We start from the raw sequence: 19,562 nt of genomic DNA, 5'->3' as shown, positions 1-19,562 counted from the left end.
TTGCATGTCGTGGCGTACCCCCATGAGGACCGGATATTTTCCTCCAACTGCGGCACAAATCGAGCATCGAAACGGAAAGCTGCGGTTTGCAGAAAGTCTGAAAGATCCTGCCTTCCCAGCTGCTTGCTGTAACGTACCACTGCGCGTGAGAAAACGCTGATGTCGCGAGCGCTGGCGATTTCCCTTAAGGCGGCATTTAGTAAGGCGGCATTTAGTTCATTAGAATGTCTGAAATACCCTTCCGGCACTCCAACTTGGACATTCTGCAGGGCAGCATTGTCGACATGCGACCTCCCGGTTCGGCCTCTTCGGTCAGAGATGGATTGGCCATACGGCGCCAGCCTGCCTGCTTGCGGGCGTTCGGCGGCTCGATCGGCGCGTCGCCGGTCACCATCCGAAGCCGATGGAGTAGTTTCCAGATTGGCTGCGCCACGATAAGTTCCATGGGCTCGCTCCGAGCTCCCAGGCTGGAATGGTTGCGCGGGCGCATCGGCGACGCGCCACCTTCCTGGTCTGCCACTTCCCTCAGACACGGACTGCGTATCCAGTGGGCGTCTGCTCGCGTGCGAGCTTTCAGCCTCTCGATCGTCGCGCCAGGACTCCTCGCCACTCGGACGCAAGAAGCCCGCATCTGGCCTTGGTCTCCCACTGTACGTTCTATAAGGCCGCTGCAGGCCCGGGGTTTGGACATTCTGGGTAGGCGCATCGTGGGCGTGTCCCCCTTCTGGTCCACCCCCCCCGTGCGACGGGAGAGGGCGTCCTAGCGAGCTTTCCGCCTCTGGATCGTCGCGCCGCAGCGCCCCATCAGTTCGCGACGAGCCGGATTCCGGCAAGGAGCGCAAACGACGACGACTTCCACGGATTGCGCCCTGCAGCGCGACCCCAAAGAGCGGATGTGCGCCGGAGGAGGGAACAGCAAATCGGCCTGCACCGCTGTCGCGCTGCGTGCTGCGAGAATCCGAGGGACCTGAATCCTGAAGCTCGGAAGGCATCCGATCCACAATGGAACTGAACGATTGCCCCTCTTCACCAGGAGCACAAGCCGGTCCAGAGCTGGAACCGTCAGCGCCTCGACCTTCACCGGCACCAAATTCCGAAATGGGCGATCCGCGCCCGTCAATGCGTCTCATATTCTTTATCCAATGTACTGGATGCCTTGCCCTCACGAGTGCGACAGCCACTTGTCGGCTCGACCGCTTGTCCTCGTTGTCTGATGAGCTACCGAATGGGTTCGCCGAATCAGCGACCTCCAAACACGCGGAGCCCTTTAATCGCATGCCCCTTAGGCATAAGAGACTTCGAGCTCGCGGTGAACGTCAAGTGGAGCCAAGTGCGTCCCCTTTTCGCTGCCCGTTTGCTAACCGATCTCGCCGTGATTCCTGCGCCCTTCGATAGCCCATCGGCAACGCGACAGCTGTATTGAAGACTGACAATGATGTGCCCATTCCGATCACCTAGGAGCTTGTCTGGATAGTCGCTGTTCAAATCTGGTCGGGTCTGATTCAACATTGGGCGATGAGCAAGTATTTTCGGCCTTGGAACATCGATCAGACGCTGCTTCTGCCGCCGAATGTGCAGGACTTCGTGCCGAAAGGCCATGTCTCGCGGTTTATGGTTGATCTGGTGCGGGAGAGCCTCGATCTCAGGGAGATCATGGGCAGCTATGTGAGCGGGCTTGGGCAGCCGCCGTTTGATCCGCGGATGATGGTGGCGCTGCTGCTGCATAGCTATGCGAGTGGGCTGTATTCGTCGCGTCGGATTGCCAAGGCCTGCCGGGAGCGGAACGATTTTGTGATGATCGTGGCGCTGGATGCGCCGGATTTTCGGACGATCAGCGACTTTCGCAAGCGACATTTGAAGGCGCTCGGCGCGCTATTCGTGCAGGTTCTGAAGTTGTGCGAGACGGCCGGGCTGGTCAAGCTCGGTCATGTCGCGCTGGATGGTACGAAGATCAAGGCGAACGCGTCGAAACACAAGGCGATGAGTTATGAGCGCATGAAGAAGCGCGAGGCGGAATTGAAGGCCGAGGTCGCTCGCATGCTGGCGGCCGCCGAGGCGGCGGATGCCTCGGAGGATGAGACTTTCGGCAACAGCGACGAACTGCCGGACTGGACCGTCGACAAGCAGAAACGGCTGGCGAAGATCCAGCAAGCGATGGCGGCGCTGGAAGCGGACGCCAAACTGGCGGCGGAGGAAGAGCGCCGCATCGAGGCCGAAAAGGAACAGCAGCGCCAGGCCGAAGGCCGCAAGAAGCCGGGCAAACCGGCGGCGCTGCCATCGGAGGAACCCAATCCCAAGGCGCAACGCAACTTCACCGATCCGGAAAGCCGCATCATGAAGTCGAAGGATGGCTTCGTTCAGGCCTATAATGCCCAGGCGGCCGTCGATGCACATGCCCAGATCATTGTCGCGCAAGAACTGACCCAGCACGGCAGCGATCAGGGCCAGTTGGTGCCCCTGATCGAGGCCATCGAGAGCAATCTTGGCCGCAAGCCGCGGCAGGCCTCAGCGGATTCCGGCTACTGCAGCGAAGCCAATCTCGAAGCGCTCGACACACGCAGCATCGATGGCTATGTCGCGCCCGGACGCGCCAAGCACCCGACAGTAGCGAACGGAAAAGTCGGCGGCCCGCTGACACAGGCCATGCGAAAGAAGATCGACGATGGCGGCTTCGAAACACCCTACCGATTGCGAAAGCAAGTGGTGGAGCCGGTGTTCGGGCAGATCAAACAGGCAAGAGGCTTCCGCCAGTTCCTGTTGCGGGGCATCGAGAAAGTGCGCGCCGAGTGGACAATGATCTGCACCGTCCATAACCTCCTCAAGCTGTTCAACCTCGCAAACGCAGCCTGAGCCTGCTACTCTACAACAAATGCCCGTCACGAAAACATATCTGGACGGGCTCCTAGAGGCTGGCTCGCGATCAGTTTCATGCATGGTGCAGTCGAGCGACGGACAGCAAGCGCCCCCCCGATCAAGGCCAGTAAACCGAAAGTAGAACATAATACGGCTGCTCCATTCGTCAGTGCTTTCGCGGGCTGCGCGGACTTATACAACTTGACGCAAGGTCCGATTCAAGCTCTCCGCTCTATGTCGCGTGGATGGTACTCATGGACTTTCGCCCCTCTTCCGCGCAAGTGTCTTGCAGCAACAACTTGATGCTGCTGTTGGCCCTAACTAAAGCCCGTAGCCGAGTCGTCGGCAAGGACGGGTGTGTTTCGGCATGGAATAAGGGAAGCAGCGTTCGTCATAATGAGCGTTGAACAGCGAGAGCTGCTGATGGCCGTGGACGACATCGCAGGTATCATCGATGTCGAGCGTGACGGATGCCGGCTCGCGCGGGTAGCTATCCATCCATGCGTCGACCAAAGTGTAGGTCAGCCGGATCACGTCGCGCAGGCGCGGAGCATTCTCCAGCCGCGACAGCGTCGGTTGGGAACACAGATCGCGACCCGTGTCCGGCAGCCGTCCGCAGGCCAGCTTGAATGCGGGATCGGACCGCAGATGATCGAGGTCGTCGGCGTCCTCGTAGCCGCAGCAGATCGCGAACATGCGCGCGCGGAACATATCGACAAGGCTGTGCACGACCCGCGTCGGATCGCGCCGATCCGGGAACACCCGGGCCAAATTGTCGGCCAAGCCGAGACGCCGCTCGGCCATCGCCAGAAGCATCACGCCCCCGTTCGAGGTCAGCCGACCGCCATCGAAGGCAGCTGTGACTTTCTTGGCGTGAACGGCTGGAAACGAGAAGGGCAGAATCGTATCATCGGTCATGGCGGGCCTGGCGTTCGCGGTTGAGGTGATGGGGTTGGCTTTGCAACCGAATCCTACGCCGCATCAGCGCTTTACACCACGCTCGCCAGCCTCTCAGGCGCACTCTGACGAATAAGACGGGTTAGCAATCCGGCCATGACTTCTCCGAAGAGGCCCTTCTGAGTCACGACGGGGAAGACAAATCGGGTATACAATCGTAGACGCGCTACCATCGCCCGCATCAGGATGAAGGTCGATGGCAATATCTGCGTGAAATGCGGTATTATGGCCCAAACGCCACAAGCTAAATTGTCTGGCTGAAGCCACCCCTTAAGTGAACGGTCCCGGTCGGGGCTTGGGGGCTTCAAAACCGGGACCGCCCAGGGCACGCCGCCAGCGCGGAAGGCGCCCCACATTCTAAGGTTCTGGTTCCTCGGAGGTTCCAAGCGCCTCGTTGCTCTCCGCCAACAATCTTTTTGTGGCGATGATCAATCTTATACAGACGACTTCGATCTATTCTGAACGCCTAGATTTCCTCCAACACCACGCCTTCCAATTCCATCGCTCGCAATGCATGCGAGGAAGAACGTCGGTGGCGTTTGCGCCATAATACCGGTGAAATGTTTCTCGCGCATCCAGATGAGCTGATTCAAAGTATGGACGAAGTGTCTCACATAGAGCGCCATCGTCGCTTTTCTTTTGCTGGATCAGAAGGTGTCCAAAGCTGCCGTTCACCGATGGATGAACATCCAGCCAATCTTTCAGCTCAGCAATCGGCGGAGAAACAGTGTGCATTTGGGCAATGGGGTCTGGAATATATTTCGTAGTGACTTCTTTTTCCGCGTTTTGCTTTCATTCTCGTCATGGTGGCGCAGCTAAATAATACAACTGTGTGTAGCTCTTTTGATCATCTATCGTGTGCGAGGGCTGCGCCGCTGCGCTGTTTGCGAAAAAGGGAGATAGCTGTCGCCATTCAAGATTTAGCGATTGACGGGGGAATGCCGCAATGCTGCATAGGCCGCAGCAGCAAACCGCTGACGACCGATCAGCGTGCATTGTCATGCCGTATGTTAACCACTCCGCCTCTTGATTGCGTCCGCTCACAGAACGTTGCCCAGTCAGCCATTAGGCGGCGCCGTTTCTCAAACAGATCCCCACGGCGATAAGCAGCTTCTACCCTATCGCCAATAGCGTGCGCTAAGGCCATTTCGGCGACATCGCGAGGGTAGTTGGTACGCTCACTCGCCCAATCGCGGAATGTAGAGCGGAAGCCGTGCGGCACGGCAGCTACCTTAATTCGGCGGACCACCGCTGACGGCGTCATATCTGACAGAGCGCCGCCCCGAGGCGCCGGGAACAAAAGGTCAGTCCCTGCCATCCGGGGAAGCGCATTCAAGAGCGCGATGACCCGTCGTGACAACGGCACCCGGTGTTCGCGACCCATTTTCATACGGTTTCCGGGAACCGTCCAGACGGCAGCCCTCAGATCGACTTCTGCCCAAGTCGCGCCCCTAACCTCGCCGGATCGAGCCGCTGTCAGGATGGCAAATTCAAGCGCGCGCGCTCCAATGCCCTTGGTTTGGCTTAGGCGCTGCATAAAGCCGCCTATCTCGGTGAAGGGCAACGCGGCATGATGTTCGACATCTGCAACCTTGGAAGGGCGGGGCAAGAGCTTGTCCAAATGACCGCGCCAGCGGGCCGGGTTGAGCCCGTCGCGATAGCCCCGCGCCGTTGCCCAATCCAGCACCTGTTCAATCCTTCCGCGCAACCGAGTGGCAGTTTCGGTTTTTTTGGTCCAAATGGGTTCAAGAACGGCTAATACCTGTGCCAACCCCACATCCCGCACCAAGAGCGTACCGATCTCCGGATAGGCGTAGCTCGCCAGTGTGTTTCGCCACTGCTGGGCGTGCTTGGCGTTGCGCCAGCTGGACTCGTGTGCTGCGATATAAGACTGAGCCGCTTGCTCAAATGTCACGTCCTTGGCAAGGGACGCCCGAAGGGCGCTAGCTGCCGCCCTCGCTTCTGCGATGGGATCTTTCCCGCACCTAATTAGCGAGCGCGCATTGCGCGCTGCTTCGCGTGCTCCAGCCAAGGTCACGTCAGGATATCCGCCCAGGCCCATGTCGCGCCGCTTGCCACCTATCGTAGCGCGCAACACCCACGTCCGGCCGCCGGTTGGCAATACCTGAAGGGCGAGCCCTGCAACGCCCCCCACGAAGTGAAGGCCGGGCGAGGTAAGCCGTGAGACAGTGATAGGCGCTAGTTCTCTCGCTTTGTTTCCCATCTGAAATCACCCATCGCCACACCCATCAATTGGGCTGCAATCAGATGATGCGACATGATGCGCTTTGAAGCTACAAAATTCTATAACTGCCTTCAAAATAGGGATTTTTGAGGCAATCTGATCTGCTGTGAAGTTATATCGCGGCGGACACTCTCTCCGCCAGCCGGCTGGATGTCCTCCAAAATGGGCGCTTTCTACAAACCAGCTTGGACAAGCAGGATCGTTCTTTCCACGCTTCATCGCGAACGGGTCATGGTGCCACTGGGCCAAGCCAAGCTTGAGCTGAGTGATCGCTGCGGCCACTATCCGCCATGGGAGCAGCGGGACGCGTTCGTTGATCTCGGCACGTCATGACGGGAGCCATGCGGCCATGAGACGGCGCTCATTTGTCCTTGCAGTTATCGCCGTCGCGCTGGCAGGTGCTTCATTGCTTTGGGCGACGGCGCGTACGACGACGCGAATCGCTTTCCCGCCCTTCGGTTTCGGCCGACGCTTCCGCGGAGGCAAGAGGCGCTGCGGCATTTGAGGGCGCAGGCTTCGGTGGAATAAGCCTGGACGCGCTGCAAACCCATGCGTTGCCCTGGCGGCTCGTCGCTGCCGCTCTGGTGCTCGACGCCCAGGCGCGCGATAGAAGTGTGCCGTTGGCTCGATCGACACTGGATGCGACACTGGCTGGCTTTGGCTTTCTTCCTGGCGCCGAGGTCGCCAATCGCCCCCTCGGCGTTTCGAAAAGCTCCAGTGAATTGCCGCTTGGATTTTCCTACGGCGATCTGGCTCCGCTTGCCGGGACAAAAATCCGCGTGGCCAATCTCGGTTGCGCGGCATGCCACGCCGGCGTCACCTACGGAGCGGACGGAACGCCTGATCCGCGCCGGACATGGCTTGCCATGCCCAATACTTCCCTGGATATCGAGGCCTACACGCTCGCGGTCTTCCGTGCCACGCGCAACGCGATCAAACGCCCCGAACAGTTGATTGCCGCCGTCGACGTCCTTTTTCCGGATATGAGCTGGGGCGAAAAACAAAGCCTGCGCTGGTTTGTGCTGCCGCTGGTCGAGCGGCGTATTGCCGATCTCGGCAACATCGAAAAGCCGCTGCCGTTTCCGAACGGCACGCCGGGCAGCACCAATGGCGTCGCCGCGCTCAAATTTGCGCTCGGCGTTCCCCTCGCCGGCAATGGCGCTGGCGATGCAGGGGTCGTTTCGATTCCCGACCTCGGCAGTCGGGTATGGCGGACAAGGCTGCTCGCGGACGGAGCTTATGCCGTGCCCGGCTCGGCGCGTCAGATGCCGATGACGGCAAGCGGGCTCGACGATCCGCATCTGAAGTCGCTTGCGACGATCATGACTTTCTTTACCGTTCCGAGCATGGGCGTGCATCCCGATGCCGCTCTCGGCAATATTACAGAGGCCGTCGACGTGATGGCCTTCCTCAAGAGTTACAGGCCACAGCCATTTCCCGGCGCCATCGACAGGGATCGGGCCGAACACGGTCGCCAGCTCTATGCCACGCAGTGCGCTGCTTGCCATGGACGGTACGATGCGAACCTGACCCCGCGCCTTGTTGAATTTCCCAACTGGATCGGCGATGTCGGCACCGACGGATTGCGCGCCAAACTATTCGATGAGCCGCTCGCAGCGGCGATCAACCGGACCGGCTATCGATCGAAGATCGCGGTGGCCCGGGGAGGCGACTATGCGGCCCCTCCGCTGACCGGCATCTGGGCCTCAGCGCCCTATCTGCATAACGGTTCGGTGCCGACGCTCGCTTCGCTGCTGTCTCCGGATACGCGACCCCGGCGATTCAATGTCGGCGGTCATGCGCTTGATTTCGAGCAAGTAGGGCTCAAGCTCGACGAGACCGGTAACTATCCCGGCGGTTACAAACCTTTTTCGATGCCGGCCTTGATAGACACGGCGACGCCAGGCAGGAACAATAGTGGGCATCGCTTCGGAGAGAAGCTCGATGCAGGCGACAAGCGCGATCTTATCGAGTATCTGAAACTGCTCTAGCTTTTTGTTTTGACGCGTTTTCTTCACGCGAACCGGGGGCCATCCCGGATCAAGTCCGGGACAGGCTTTCGCTCGAAAACGCTCCGGTTCAGACCGTCACATCGTCGCGGGTCATGACAATCCCTTGCGAAATAGGTGCAGGCGCTGCAACGGGCGCGCACCCAAACGCTCCATTTGGCGAAGACTCGCAGCGTTCACGTCGCTGATCCAGGTGACGCCAAGCGATTCGTAGCCGGCATCCTTCAGGGCCGTCACCGTGCGGGCCAGCATCGCGCCCATCACGCCCTGCCCATGAAGATCGGGGATCACCGAATAGAAGATGATGACCGCGCGGCGGCGTCGCAGCCGATAGCGCAGATAATGAAACGGCGTCAGCAGACCGATCCGCGATCGCGTGGCGGCAAGCAAGCCGTTGAGATCCGGAATGCACACGATCGTTCCGACGGGACGGCCGTTCTTCAAGAGCACCGAAGACAGACGGGGATCGAGGATCGACATCATCTCGCCGGCCTGAAACCGGAATTCGTCTGGTGTCAGCGGCACGAACATGGGATTTTTATCGAAGCCGCCGTTGAGCACCAGACGTGCCTGCTCCATCCGCTCCGGAAAGCTGCGCCGTTCGATCGGCGCGAAGCTGAATCCCGCGGAAGGGTCGAGCGCGCGCGTCTGTGGCGCCACAGCCCGGATATCGAGTTCGAAGGTCGTCATCGGAAAGAACGGTTCGAAGCCGTTGGCGGCAAGCAAGGCCGGAATGTGCGGCGGATTGACGACCATGTCCGTATAGGCGCGCGCACTGAACCCGTCGGTCACGACACCGGCTTGTTGCATGGCCGTCAGGTTGAAATTCCCAACCAGTTCCGTCTTGCCTGACTGGCGGGCAAACGAGGCGGCCGCGTCGAGCAAGGCAGCCGCAGCCTCCGCGTCGTCGGCGCAGTCGAAGAATCCGAACTGGGCTCGATTGGTCCCGTGTCGCGTATTCGATTGGCCATGAACGTGCGCGATGATGCGCCCGACCGGGCGACCCTGTCGGTGTGCGGTCCAGAAGCGAAACGGATTGCCCGAAAGCCAGAGCGGGTTCGCCTTGGCATCGAGCATGCGCAGGATATCGCCGCGTAACGGAGATACGTAACCATCGCCGGGTCGATAGGCGTGAAACGGCGCTTCGAAGAACGCCCTGCTGTCTCCAACGCGAAGTTCGATCATTTTCACTCGTCACGATCAGCCGCGACTCGATGTCGGGTTCTGGATCGAGCCCATTGTGTAGCAAACGATCTTCATTCCCAGGTTAACTTGAGCCCCAAACTCCTCACGGCATTGAGGCCAAGCGCCGGAGGCGAAGCCAAACCTTTCCGGCCGTCGCTCAAACGGTAGGTTGGGGCCCAGAAGGGTCGAATTGATCGAGCGTTTGCCCATCGCAGCGCAGCGGCGCTCAGGCCGAACTGGCCTCGCGGCTGGCGGCCGTCAGGGTTGCTAAGATCGAAAGCGAGTTGAAGGCAGTCGCGCGCTGCCCGCGACGTGTCGCCGTGACCCCGGGCCGCGCGGCCGGCCTGAAGCCGTTGATTGCTAATCAATCAAGCAACTGTTAGAATAACAAAATGTGAATTCCGCCGCGTCGCAACACGATAGAAGCGGCGTCGACCCGCACGTCCAGGCAAATCCATTCTCAACTGGGGCGCAGACTCCAGGCGAATGCCAACCAGGGGAGTGACGAATGTCCATAGGCACGACGAGCGTCGACAGCATTCACAGCCAGGGGCAGAGCGGTGCTCTCGCGCAGCTCTATTCGAAGATCGGCTGGCGCATCCTGCCATTCCTGATGTGGGCTACGTCGTCGCGTTTCTCGACCGCATCAACATCGGCTACGCCCAGCTCCAGATGAAGCAGACGCTGACCTTCAGCGATGCGACTTACGGCTTCGGCGCGGGAATCTTCTTCGTCGGCTACTTCCTGTTCGAGGTGCCGAGCAACCTGCTGCTGGAGCGCATCGGCGTCCGCAAGACCCTGCTTCGCATCATGTTCACATGGGGCATCGTCGCGGTCGCCATGGCCTTCGTTCAGACACCCACGCAGTTCTATGTCGCGCGCTTCCTGCTCGGCGTGCTCGAAGCCGGCTTCTTCCCGGGTATCATCCTGTACCTGACCTACTGGTATCCCTCGGCCCGCCGCGGTCAGATCATAGCGATGTTCATGACCGCGACGGCGATCGCTTCGGTGATCGCCGGTCCGCTGTCCGGCGCGACCATGAAGTATCTCAACGATATCGATGGCTGGCATGGCTGGCAGTGGCTGTTCATCTCGCAAGGATTGCCTGCTTCGATCCTCGGCCTCGTCGCCTATTTCTATCTTCCTGACAGACCCGAGGATGCGAAGTGGCTGACCGCCGACGACAAGGCCAAAGTCCGCTACCAACTCGACCATGATCACAAGGACGTCGAGTCCTCGTCTCACGCCAACTTCTGGCAGATGATCAGGGATCCGAAGGTCTACGGCCTGGCGTTCACCTATTTCCTGCTGCTGGGCGCGACCTACACGATGGTGTTCTGGATCCCCTCGCTCATCAAGAGCTGGGGCGTCGCCGACCTGTTCCAGGTCGGGCTGCTGGCCACCCTGCCGCAGATCGCGGGCATCATCGGCACCGTGCTGATGGGGCGCCATTCGGACAAGACGCGCGAGCGGCGCTGGCATTACGTCGCCTGCGTCGTGGTCGCGGCGCTGGGACTGATGACCATCACCTTCTCCCACGGCAATCTGCTGGCTTCGGTGATCGGTCTGACCTTGGCGGGACTGGGCTTCGTCTCCGCGACGCCGCTGTTTTTCACCACGACCACCGAGTACCTGTCCAAGGCCAGCGCCGCGGGAGGCATCGCGCTGATCAGCAGCCTCGGCAATCTCGGTCCGGCAGTTGCCCCGTCGGTGACCGGCTACATCACGGCGGAAACCGGCTCTTCGCTCTATAGCACCTACCTGATCGTGGCGGCGTATATCCTCTCAGGCCTGCTGCTGCTGGCGATCGTCAAGGTGGCGGATCCGACCGACGATAAGTCCTGACGCCGGCAAGGGCGGACGCCGCTGGTGTGCCGCCCTTCGCGTTGCGTCAGGCAAACCCTACGCAGTCGTGGCGAGCCCACCGTCGACCGGAATGACCGCGCCACACACAAAGCTGCTGGCGCGCGACGCCAGGTACAGCGCGATCCCCGCCATATCCTCCGGCGCCCCCATGCGTTTCATCGGAGCGTCGTCAACGACCTGGCGGGAGCCGTGTTCGTCGATCGCATCCGTCATCTTGGATGGGAAATAGCCGGGCGCGATCGCGTTGACCGCGATGTGCTTCGGCGCGAGGAATTTGGCCATGATGCGGGTGAGGTGATTGACCCCGGCCTTCGACGCGGCATACGAGTAGGCTTCGAGATGCGTGGTGCGGATGCCCTCGATCGAGCCGATGTTGATGACCCGCGAATAGGCCTTCTCGGATCCTGCCGCCTCCAACAGATCGAGCAGCTTCTGCGTCAGGAAGAAGACCGACTTGACGTTGAGGTCCATGACCTTGTCCCAGCCGTTCTCCGGAAATTCGTGGAATTTCGCGCCCCAGCTCGCGCCGGCGTTGTTGACGAGGATGTCCAGCTTCGTTTCACGCTTGCGCAGTTCAGCGGCGAACCGTTCGATCTCGTCCATTCGCGACAGATCGGCCGGAATGGCGATGCATTCGCCATGTTTGGACAGTTCCTCGGCCAGCGCCATGCAGGCGTCGGCCTTGCGCGCGGTGATGTAGACCTTGGCGCCGTTCTCGACATAGGCGCGGGCGATCATCTCCCCCAAGCCGCGGCTGCCGCCGGTCACCACCGCGATCTTGCCCTTCACGGAAAACAGCTCTTCGATCTTCATGCGTCGCTCCTGAAAACTGAAACGTCCCTGGCGTCGATGGCCGTCAGCCGACGGCACCCGCCGCGCGCATCTGTGCGATCGCCGCCGCGTCGAAACCGGCTTCCTTCAGCACGTCGTCGGTGTGTTGCCCGACCGAGGGCGGCATCCGGGGCTGCACCTTGTCCACTCCGCGCAGCGAGATCGGGCTGTCGATGGTGCGGGTCTCGCTTCCGGCAAACGGCACCAGGATGTCGTTGTCGAGCAATTGCTGGTCGGTCGGAATGTCCTCGGGCGTCGCCACCACGTCGAACACGATGCCGGCTGCGGTCAGGCGCTTGCGGAATTCCGCACGGTCGTGCTTCTCGAATTCCTTGTCGAGCAGCGCGATCAGCTCCTTCGAGCGGGTCAGGCGGTCCACCTTCTTGGCAAAGCGCGGATCTTCGATCAGGTCCTCGCGGTCGAGGCACTTCATGAAGTCCGGCCACTGCTTCTCCTCGTTGAGGATGGTGAGGATCAGCCAGCGGCCGTCGCGGCACCTGTAATAGTTCGTCAGCGCATTGAAGGCGACCTCGCGCGCGGGGCGGTCGGTGAAGGTCGCGCCGCACAGCGCGGCCTGCGCGTTATAGCCATTGGCCCACAGTCCGTTGGCGACAAGGGAAGAGCTGACCTCCGTCCCCTTGCCGGTGAGCTGGCGCTGGTACAGCGCCATCACGATGCCGGAGAACAGCGTGAATCCCGCGGAGTGATCGCCCATGCCGTTGGCCGGACGCACCGGCACGGATTGCGACGAGGCCCGCACCGTATCCATCAGGCCGGAGCGCGCCCACCATGCGGTGACGTCGAAGCCGGGCTTGGTCGCCTCGGCGCCCTTGTCGCCGTAGCCGGAAAACGAGGCGTAGACCAGCCGGTCGTTCAGCCCGGCCAAGGCCTCGTAGCCGATGCCGAGCTTCTTGCGCGCGGAAGCAGGATAGTTGGTGATGAAGACGTCGGCCTGCGAGGCGAGGCGCTGGATCACGGCGCGGCCCTCGGGCTTGGCCATGTCGACGGCGAGGCTGCGTTTGTTGCGCGAGCCCAGCATCCACGCATAGTTCTGGTCGCTCCTCGGGTGGCCCGGCAATTTGGTGAGATGGCGGTAGGGATCGCCCGAACCGGGCGGTTCGATCTTGATGACGTCGGCGCCGAAGTCGGACAGGACCGTGGCCGCCGCCGGCGCCGCGATGAAGCTGCCGCAATCGATCACCTTGAGGCCCTCGAACAAAAGTCCCATCTCGTTCCTCCCCTGGTTCACGTCCCGCTTTGCCCGGATGACGCGATGGCATCGCGCGCTACTGGTCGGTCGCGACCGATCGCAGTGCCCGGATGATCGCGAGCTGCTTGGCGTCGCGCTCGTTTTCCAGCTGCTCCGCCGGGCGTGCCGCGAACGAGGCTTCCGCCTGAGCGATGATCTTGTCCTGCGCCGCCTCGTTCAGATCGACAGGCGCCATGTTCTTCCAGGCCTCGTTGAGGCCGGGGCCGAACTGCTTGAAGAACGACCTGAAGCCGCCGGCGCCGCCACCGAGGTGGAACGAGCGGAACGGGCCGTCAGCGGCCCAGCGCAGGCCGATCGAACTGGTGACGATGTCGTCGAGCTCGTCTACCTTCACGACGCCCTGGATCACGAGATAGCAACAGTCGCGGAAGATCGCGCGCTGCAGGCGGTTGGCGACAAAGCCCGGCATCTCCTTGCGCACGACGCGCGGTACCTTGCCGAGCGCGGTGTAGAAGGCGACGGCGTCGGCGACCGCGTCCTCGCTGGTCTTCTCGCCGGGCACGACCTCGACCAACGGGATCAGGTGCGGCGGATTGAAGGGATGGCCGACCAATAGCCGCTCCGGCCGTGAGCACTTCAGCGCCTGTTCCGTCGCGGTCTTGGCCGAGCTCGACGACAGCAGCAGGGCCTTGTCGCCGACGACCTTGCTGATGCGTGCCCACAGATCCTGCTTGAACTCGATCCGCTCCGGGCCGTTCTCCTGCACCAGGTCGGCGCCGGCGACGGCGGCTTCGAGATCGGGTTCGAACCGCAGCTTCGCCTCGAGGTTCGCGGTCGGAAGTCCGAGCGCCTCCAGCGTCGACAGATTGTTACGGATGTAGTCGCGGACGAATGCATCCACATCGGGGCGCGGATCGTTGACGACGACCTCCAATCCGTGCGCCAGGAACACCGCCGTCCAGGACGCGCCGATCACGCCGGCGCCGATGATCGCGGTCTTGCGGTAGCGGTTGAGGATGTCCTGCTGGGCGTTGGGCATGATGGCCTTACTCCCTCACTGCGGCTGGCGCAGTGTCGGTCAAATAGTCGTAGATGACCGCGGCCGGCGACAGGGTGAGATCGGTGAGAATGTGGGTGGCGGATATGATCTCGCGCACCGGCAAATCGGCCAGCGGGGCGAGCACGTGCTCGAACAGCTGCAGGCGCGCCGGGCCCCGCCACGCGCCCTTGACTTCGATATTGGTGATCTGCGTGCGCACCAGTTCGCAGATGCGCGGACGTTTGGTGTAGCTCGGCAGGATCTTGAGCATGTAGGTCGGAACGCAGATTTCCTGCCGTGCCTTTTCCAAATCGTAGGGCTTGTGCTTGTAGCCCATTGTGGCACGCGCCACGCTCAGCACGCCGTAGTCCAGCGTGCCGGAATCGACGAACAGTTTCGCCGAGCCAAGCTTCTTCGGAAAGGCGCTGAGCTCGCGGCCGGCGGCGATCGCCGGCAGATTGTCGAGATACATGCCGATGATGTACTCGCCCTACTCCTCACCGTGACGCACCACGGCGGCCTGGCCGCATTCGACATAGGAGCCGTAGCCGGTGGTGTCAGGCATGTTCATCACCTCGAAGCGGACCAGCGGCTCGTCGACCTCGAGCGGCTCCGGGACCTGCCTCACCAGTGCTTCGCGGTCCGTGCGGTAGGTGATGTTGAGATATTCGCGCGAGGTGAAGCGATGGGGGCCGGGAACGAAGGCCGGCGCGCCGGTTGGGGTGGTGTACTGCCTGAGAACGTCTTCCTTTTTCATGGTGATGTCCGTTCCTGAGTTCCGGTGCGTCAGTCGGTGTCGGCCGTGTCTCGCGTTCCTGTCTTATTTCCCGGCACGAAGATCGGCCAGATTTGCCGCTGAGTCCATCCGGTCAGCCGCCGGCGTCGGCTGGCGCGAACGCTGAGATCAGAAATCAGGTGGTCTTGCCGTCGATCGCCCCGCGCGCCTCGGCGATGCTTTCACGGATCCGGTTCACGATGGTGGTCGACGCCCCGGCGCCCGACTTCTGCACCAGCTCGGCAATGTCCTTGGTGTTCTTGACCACCGCGTCGAAGGCGCGCCGCGCGAGCTCGGCTTGCTTGGCCGCAATTTCCTGCGGTGACCCCTGCGGCTTGAATTCGGCGATCAGCTCGCGGCTCTGGCGCGTCACGTCGGTGAGAATGTCCTGCTGCAGTGCGAGCAGCGCGCGACCGTCCTGCGAGAGCGCGAGCGTCGATGCCTGCATCGCCTCGACGTTCTTGCGATGGGTCTCCAGCAGGGCGTCGTAATCGATCTTCGGCAGGTTGAACTGCTTGCCGATCTCGGCAAACATATCCATGATCGTCTTCTCGGCCATTGTTCCCTCCTTGCGATCGGTGTTTTTGCTGCGTTGCGTCAGGCCGATCTGCGACCTCAGCCGTCGCCGTATTTTGCCCGCAGCGCCTTCTTGTCGATCTTGCCGACGCTGGTCTTGTCGAGCGCGTCGACGAACAGGATGCGGTCCGGAATGGCGAAGCGGGAGATCACGCCCTTGTCGGCGTAGCCCTTGACGTGCGCCTGCACCGCGCTCTTGTCGATGCTGTCGGCGGAACCCGTCACCAGGATCGCCAGCGGACGCTCGCCCCATTTCGGGTCGGCGACGCCGATGATCGCCGCCTCCTTGAGGCCCGGCATATGCATCAGGATATCCTCCAGCTCGATCGACGAAATCCATTCGCCGCCGGTCTTGATGACGTCCTTCATGCGATCGGTGATCTGGACCACGCCATGGGCCGACATGGTGCCGATGTCGCCGGTGTGAAGATAGCCGCCTTCCCAGAGCTTCTCGGATGCGGAGGGATTGCCGAGGTAACCCATGGTCAGCCAGGGCGCGCGGACCACGATTTCGCCGGAGGTCTTGCCGTCGTGCGGGACGTCCTTCATCGCGTCGTCGACAACGCGGAGATCGACCAGCGGGACGGGCGTGCCGGTCTTGGTCCGCAGTTCGGCCTCCGCGTCGGGATTGCCGGTCAATTCATGCTCGCGCAGTTGCGCGATGGTCAGGATCGGGCCGGATTCCGACATGCCGTAACCGGCGAAAATGTCGATGCCGCGCTGCATCGCAGCCTTGGCCAGCGCTTTCGACAGCGCCGAGCCGCCGATCACCATCTTGAGCTTCGACAGGTCGACGTCGTTGCTGTTCGGCGCCGAGAGCAGCATCTGGAGGATGGTCGGCACGCAATGGCTGAAGGTCACGCCCTCGGTCTTGATGAGATCGAGCAGCAGGTCGGGCTGATAGCGGCCCGGATACACCTGCTTCACGCCGGCGGCGGTCGCGGCATAGGGCAGCCCCCAGCCATGGACGTGGAACATCGGCGTGATCGGCATGTAGACGTCTTCGCGGTGGAAGCGGCCTTGCCGGGCCGGCGAGCCGAAGCCGACCAGGTCGATCAGCGTGTGCAGGACGAGCTGACGATGGCTGAAATAGACGCCTTTCGGAACGCCGGTCGTGCCGGTCGTATAGAACATCGTGGCACGCGTGTTCTCGTCGAAATCCTGGAACGCGAAATCGGGCGACGTCTTCGCCAGCAGCTCCTCGTAGCGACCGCCGACCTTGCCGGCCGTCGCGGGGAACGTGCCGTCATCGGAGATCAGGATGATGCTCTCGACGGATTCCAGCTTGTCGCGCAGCTGCTCGACAAGCGGCAGAAACTCGACATTGACGAGCAGCAGTTTGGGACGCGCATGGTTGAGCGTGAACAACACCTGCTCCGGCGACAGGCGAATGTTGACCGTCTGCAAGGTCGCGCCCAGCATCGGGATCGCGAAATAGCACTCCAGATAACGCGGGCTGTCCCAGTCCAGCACGCCGACAACGTCGCCGCGCACGACGCCCTGCGCCGTCAGGGCGCCCGCCAGCCGGCCGATCCGGTCGTGAAGGTCGCGGTAGGTGTAGCGACTGATGTCGCGATAGACGATCTCCTGGTCTGCCGCTTGCGTCATCGGAGCGTGCAACAGGTGCTTGATCAGCAGCGGATACTTGTAGGCTGATGGCGTATGCTCGATCAGGAAATCGGACATGATGCGCTCCGGGGATCTGGAAGGCGTTGGCCTGCGCCGGCAGGTTCATCGCAGCGAGATATTTGGAGAAGGTCTGCGCGAGCAGGTTCTGCGCCGCGAGAGATTGGTTATCCGGTTCGTCGCCTGGCCGAACTCGGCGGCCTTGATGGCATCGGCGCCGGGCGAATTGCCCGCATCCTCCCGTTGGCGCAGCAGGTCGCGCCAAACGTCTCCGAAATCCGGATTGGTCCCGTGGCTCACGGCGCTCCTCCTGGTGGCGGATCGTTGTCCTGCCGATCGCTTTCGCCATAAGCTCACCCGAGGCCGAAAGTCTCCGGGGAATGCCGCTTGGCGAAGCTTTTTCTTATTCTATCGCTCGCTTGATTGAATAGCAAGTCATCGCGGTTTGTCGGTGGATCATGCTCCGCCAGAAGCCTGGATCGGATGACTACTTGTCCGGGCAGACCGCGATGCCGGCCGCCCCGAGCCGGGAGGCAAGACGCGCCGAAGGAGCCGCATCTGCCGAAGGGCCAGATGCTTCGCTCCGCCATCGCCTTCGGCGAGCCCGGCTTGCGGTTCAAGGGAAGACGTCGTGGGCCGACCACGGTCGCGAAGTCTGGAAGGCCGCACAACGGACCCATTGCGCCCGGCGGCAATTCTCGACAACATGGGCTCAAAAGTGTAGATGGGCGGCAATCGAAAGCGGCGAGGCTGGTTGTTTCCGTTGACGGCTGACAAGAGAATGACGAAGCCCAAAGGGCGCGCGAAGGGCGGCGAGAAGAAGCCGAAATCGCTGCGGAGAGGGCCCGACCGTCGCCGGCAGATCATCGCTGCCGCATCCGGGCTGTTCGCCCACAAGGGATTCGAGGGCACGTCGATCCGGGAGATCGCCGCGGCATCCGGCGTGCTGTCAGGTTCGCTGTATTATCACTTTCCTTCAAAGGAAGACCTGCTGTTCACGGTGCATCAGGAGAGCCTGACGGCGATGCGCCGCGAGGTCGAAACTGCGATCGCCGGGGTTACCGATCCGTGGGCGCGGCTCGAGGAAGCGATCGTCGCGCATTGCCGTATCCTGCTCGGCGGCAGCGTCACCCGCGCCATTCTCACCCCGCCGCGCTACTACAATCTTCGAGGCGTCCGGAAGCTGGTTCGTCAGCGCGACGAGTATGAGCAGATCTTCGCTCGCCTGATCGATGAACTTCCGCTCAATCCCGACTGCGACCGGCATGCCTTCCGCCTGTCGATGCTCGGCGCCATGAACTGGACCGTGTTCTGGTTCAAGGCAGGCGGCCCGCTCAGCGTCGACCAAGTCGGCCGCCAGATCGCCCTCATGGTCCGCGGCGCTGCGATCGATCGCTCCCGAAAGCGATAGCCGGCGCTGCACGCCGCGCCTGCCCTTCGCTTGGCGATTCCGGTCTCCCGATCATCCACTTACGAGGAAAGAACGTCGAAAAGCTCTTGCGGCTTGACGCGGCCGAATAAATTAGTCTACTTATGCAAGTGACAGGGAGCACCGGCTGTCCGCCGGAAAGTTTCCGGGATTCATCGGCTGGGCGCCGGGGAGGTTACGTGTCGGAGGACATCCACATCGAGCGCCGCGACGGCATCGTTCACGTCATTCTGAATCGGTCTGCCGTGAAGAATGCCGTGACGTTGGCGATGTGGCGCGAAATGGCAGAGATCTTCGCGGGCTTTGCCGGAGACCGGGAGGTTCGCGGCATCGTCCTTCGGGGAGCGGGCAAGGATTTCTCGGTCGGTGCCGACATTTCCGAATTCGAAGAGATCAGGGACGACAGGCATCAAAGCGCCGCCTACGAGGTTGCTGTCGACGCCTGCTCGGGTGCGATTGCGGTGCTCGGAAAGCCGGTGGTGGCCGCGATCTCCGGCTATTGTCTCGGCGGCGGCTGCCATCTCGCGTTGGCGTGCGATTTCCGCTTCGGCGATCGAACCGCGACGTTCGGCATCCCCGCAGCCAGGCTTTCGATCGTCTACGGCCTGCATAGCGTGCAACGCCTGCTGGCCCTGACGGGAATTTCGAACGCAAAGCGAATCCTCTACTCAGCGGACCGCTACCCAGCGGAGCAGGCGCTGTCGATGGGATTGATCGACGAACTGCACGAAGACGCAGGCCTCGCGGCGGAGGGCTTTCTGCAGCGGTTGGCGGCCAATGCGCCGCTGTCGATCGCCGGCGCGAAGTACATGCTGAACCGGCTTTCGATGGGCGCCGGCGCGCTCGATCCGGCCGCGGCGCAGCGGCTCATCGACGAAGCCGCCGACAGCGAGGACTTCAAGGAAGGCCGCCGTGCGTTCGCGGAGAAGCGGTCGCCGCGGTTCCGCGGCGCGTAGGTCCG

The 19,562-nt window shown here is 62.0% G+C and carries 14 protein-coding genes and 3 pseudogenes; 5 read left to right on the top strand and 12 right to left on the bottom strand.

Annotated elements, in window-relative coordinates:
• Nucleotides 1-211: 211 nt before the first annotated feature.
• Complete coding sequence (locus tag HAP54_RS10720) at nucleotides 212-445, bottom strand: hypothetical protein (protein ID WP_166218334.1); 234 nt, start codon at nucleotides 443-445, stop codon at nucleotides 212-214.
• Between the two features lie 1,070 nt (nucleotides 446-1,515).
• Here HAP54_RS10720 and HAP54_RS10715 point away from each other — a divergent pair.
• A complete protein-coding gene (locus tag HAP54_RS10715) occupies nucleotides 1,516-2,850 on the top strand; it encodes an IS1182 family transposase (protein ID WP_166202952.1) in 1,335 nt (444 codons plus the stop codon).
• A gap of 381 nt (nucleotides 2,851-3,231) precedes the next feature.
• Here the strand turns inward: HAP54_RS10715 and HAP54_RS10710 are convergent.
• The 3 genes and pseudogenes from HAP54_RS10710 to HAP54_RS10700 form a co-directional block, all read right to left on the bottom strand.
• Nucleotides 3,232-3,771 (bottom strand): annotated as a pseudogene (locus HAP54_RS10710) (IS1380-like element ISNha3 family transposase); the annotation flags it as partial.
• A 1,024-nt stretch (nucleotides 3,772-4,795) separates the two neighbouring features.
• Nucleotides 4,796-5,725 (bottom strand): site-specific integrase, encoded by a 930-nt coding sequence (locus tag HAP54_RS10705; protein WP_312022837.1) that lies wholly within the window; start codon nucleotides 5,723-5,725, stop codon nucleotides 4,796-4,798.
• A 48-nt stretch (nucleotides 5,726-5,773) separates the two neighbouring features.
• Nucleotides 5,774-6,034 (bottom strand): annotated as a pseudogene (locus tag HAP54_RS10700) (Arm DNA-binding domain-containing protein); the annotation flags it as partial.
• 392 nt (nucleotides 6,035-6,426) lie between these two features.
• Between HAP54_RS10700 and HAP54_RS10695 the strand changes: the two are divergent.
• Nucleotides 6,427-8,046 (top strand): c-type cytochrome, encoded by a 1,620-nt coding sequence (locus HAP54_RS10695; RefSeq protein ID WP_166299866.1) that lies wholly within the window; start codon nucleotides 6,427-6,429, stop codon nucleotides 8,044-8,046.
• Between the two features lie 111 nt (nucleotides 8,047-8,157).
• On the opposite strand, the gene HAP54_RS10690 is transcribed toward HAP54_RS10695, so the two are convergent.
• Nucleotides 8,158-9,249: a GNAT family N-acetyltransferase gene (locus HAP54_RS10690; RefSeq protein WP_166299864.1), complete on the bottom strand. Its 1,092-nt coding sequence runs from the start codon at nucleotides 9,247-9,249 to the stop codon at nucleotides 8,158-8,160.
• A 486-nt stretch (nucleotides 9,250-9,735) separates the two neighbouring features.
• On the opposite strand from HAP54_RS10690, the gene HAP54_RS10685 reads away from it, so the two are divergent.
• Nucleotides 9,736-11,094, top strand: a complete 1,359-nt coding sequence (locus HAP54_RS10685; RefSeq protein ID WP_175619405.1) for an MFS transporter — start codon at nucleotides 9,736-9,738, stop codon at nucleotides 11,092-11,094.
• Nucleotides 11,095-11,151: 57 nt separating this feature from the next.
• Here HAP54_RS10685 and HAP54_RS10680 read toward each other — a convergent pair whose 3' ends face one another.
• From HAP54_RS10680 to HAP54_RS10650, 7 genes and pseudogenes are all read right to left on the bottom strand, one after another.
• Nucleotides 11,152-11,928: an SDR family oxidoreductase gene (locus HAP54_RS10680; RefSeq protein ID WP_166299862.1), complete on the bottom strand. Its 777-nt coding sequence runs from the start codon at nucleotides 11,926-11,928 to the stop codon at nucleotides 11,152-11,154.
• A gap of 43 nt (nucleotides 11,929-11,971) precedes the next feature.
• A complete protein-coding gene (locus tag HAP54_RS10675; RefSeq protein WP_166299860.1) occupies nucleotides 11,972-13,174 on the bottom strand; it encodes a CaiB/BaiF CoA transferase family protein in 1,203 nt (400 codons plus the stop codon).
• 58 nt (nucleotides 13,175-13,232) lie between these two features.
• The gene (locus HAP54_RS10670; RefSeq protein ID WP_166299858.1) at nucleotides 13,233-14,195 is read right to left on the bottom strand and encodes a 3-hydroxyacyl-CoA dehydrogenase NAD-binding domain-containing protein; all 963 of its coding nucleotides are present in this window, start codon (nucleotides 14,193-14,195) and stop codon (nucleotides 13,233-13,235) included.
• A gap of 7 nt (nucleotides 14,196-14,202) precedes the next feature.
• Nucleotides 14,203-14,952: pseudogene (locus HAP54_RS10665) on the bottom strand (acetoacetate decarboxylase).
• Nucleotides 14,953-15,106: 154 nt separating this feature from the next.
• Complete coding sequence (locus HAP54_RS10660) at nucleotides 15,107-15,529, bottom strand: phasin family protein (RefSeq protein ID WP_166299856.1); 423 nt, start codon at nucleotides 15,527-15,529, stop codon at nucleotides 15,107-15,109.
• A gap of 56 nt (nucleotides 15,530-15,585) precedes the next feature.
• The gene (locus HAP54_RS10655; protein ID WP_166299854.1) at nucleotides 15,586-17,232 is read right to left on the bottom strand and encodes a fatty acid--CoA ligase; all 1,647 of its coding nucleotides are present in this window, start codon (nucleotides 17,230-17,232) and stop codon (nucleotides 15,586-15,588) included.
• Between the two features lie 45 nt (nucleotides 17,233-17,277).
• The gene (locus tag HAP54_RS10650; RefSeq protein WP_166299852.1) at nucleotides 17,278-17,472 is read right to left on the bottom strand and encodes a hypothetical protein; all 195 of its coding nucleotides are present in this window, start codon (nucleotides 17,470-17,472) and stop codon (nucleotides 17,278-17,280) included.
• A gap of 481 nt (nucleotides 17,473-17,953) precedes the next feature.
• Here HAP54_RS10650 and HAP54_RS10645 point away from each other — a divergent pair, with 481 nt between their 5' ends.
• Together HAP54_RS10645 and HAP54_RS10640 are read left to right on the top strand one after the other, a co-directional pair.
• Nucleotides 17,954-18,583, top strand: a complete 630-nt coding sequence (locus tag HAP54_RS10645) for a TetR/AcrR family transcriptional regulator (RefSeq protein ID WP_166299850.1) — start codon at nucleotides 17,954-17,956, stop codon at nucleotides 18,581-18,583.
• 197 nt (nucleotides 18,584-18,780) lie between these two features.
• Nucleotides 18,781-19,557 carry an enoyl-CoA hydratase-related protein gene (locus HAP54_RS10640; protein ID WP_312022742.1) on the top strand — a complete coding sequence of 259 codons (777 nt, stop codon included), beginning with the start codon at nucleotides 18,781-18,783 and terminating at the stop codon, nucleotides 19,555-19,557.
• Nucleotides 19,558-19,562 lie beyond the last annotated feature (5 nt).

The sequence above is a fragment of the Bradyrhizobium sp. 2S1 genome, assembly GCF_011516625.5.
GTDB classification, from domain to species: Bacteria; Pseudomonadota; Alphaproteobacteria; order Rhizobiales; family Xanthobacteraceae; genus Bradyrhizobium; species Bradyrhizobium septentrionale.
This window is presented reverse-complemented; position numbering and strand designations above follow the sequence as displayed.

Coding starts and splice junctions, on each gene's coding strand:
- HAP54_RS10690 (WP_166299864.1), bottom strand. CDS start 9,249: ATGATCGAACTTCGCGTTGGAGACAGCAGGGCGTTCTTCGAAGCGCCG.
- HAP54_RS10670 (WP_166299858.1), bottom strand. CDS start 14,195: ATGCCCAACGCCCAGCAGGACATCCTCAACCGCTACCGCAAGACCGCG.
- HAP54_RS10715 (WP_166202952.1), top strand. CDS start 1,516: ATGAGCAAGTATTTTCGGCCTTGGAACATCGATCAGACGCTGCTTCTG.
- HAP54_RS10685 (WP_175619405.1), top strand. CDS start 9,736: ATGCCAACCAGGGGAGTGACGAATGTCCATAGGCACGACGAGCGTCGA.
- HAP54_RS10720 (WP_166218334.1), bottom strand. CDS start 445: ATGGAACTTATCGTGGCGCAGCCAATCTGGAAACTACTCCATCGGCTT.
- HAP54_RS10645 (WP_166299850.1), top strand. CDS start 17,954: ATGACGAAGCCCAAAGGGCGCGCGAAGGGCGGCGAGAAGAAGCCGAAA.
- HAP54_RS10655 (WP_166299854.1), bottom strand. CDS start 17,232: ATGTCCGATTTCCTGATCGAGCATACGCCATCAGCCTACAAGTATCCG.
- HAP54_RS10660 (WP_166299856.1), bottom strand. CDS start 15,529: ATGGCCGAGAAGACGATCATGGATATGTTTGCCGAGATCGGCAAGCAG.
- HAP54_RS10675 (WP_166299860.1), bottom strand. CDS start 13,174: ATGGGACTTTTGTTCGAGGGCCTCAAGGTGATCGATTGCGGCAGCTTC.
- HAP54_RS10680 (WP_166299862.1), bottom strand. CDS start 11,928: ATGAAGATCGAAGAGCTGTTTTCCGTGAAGGGCAAGATCGCGGTGGTG.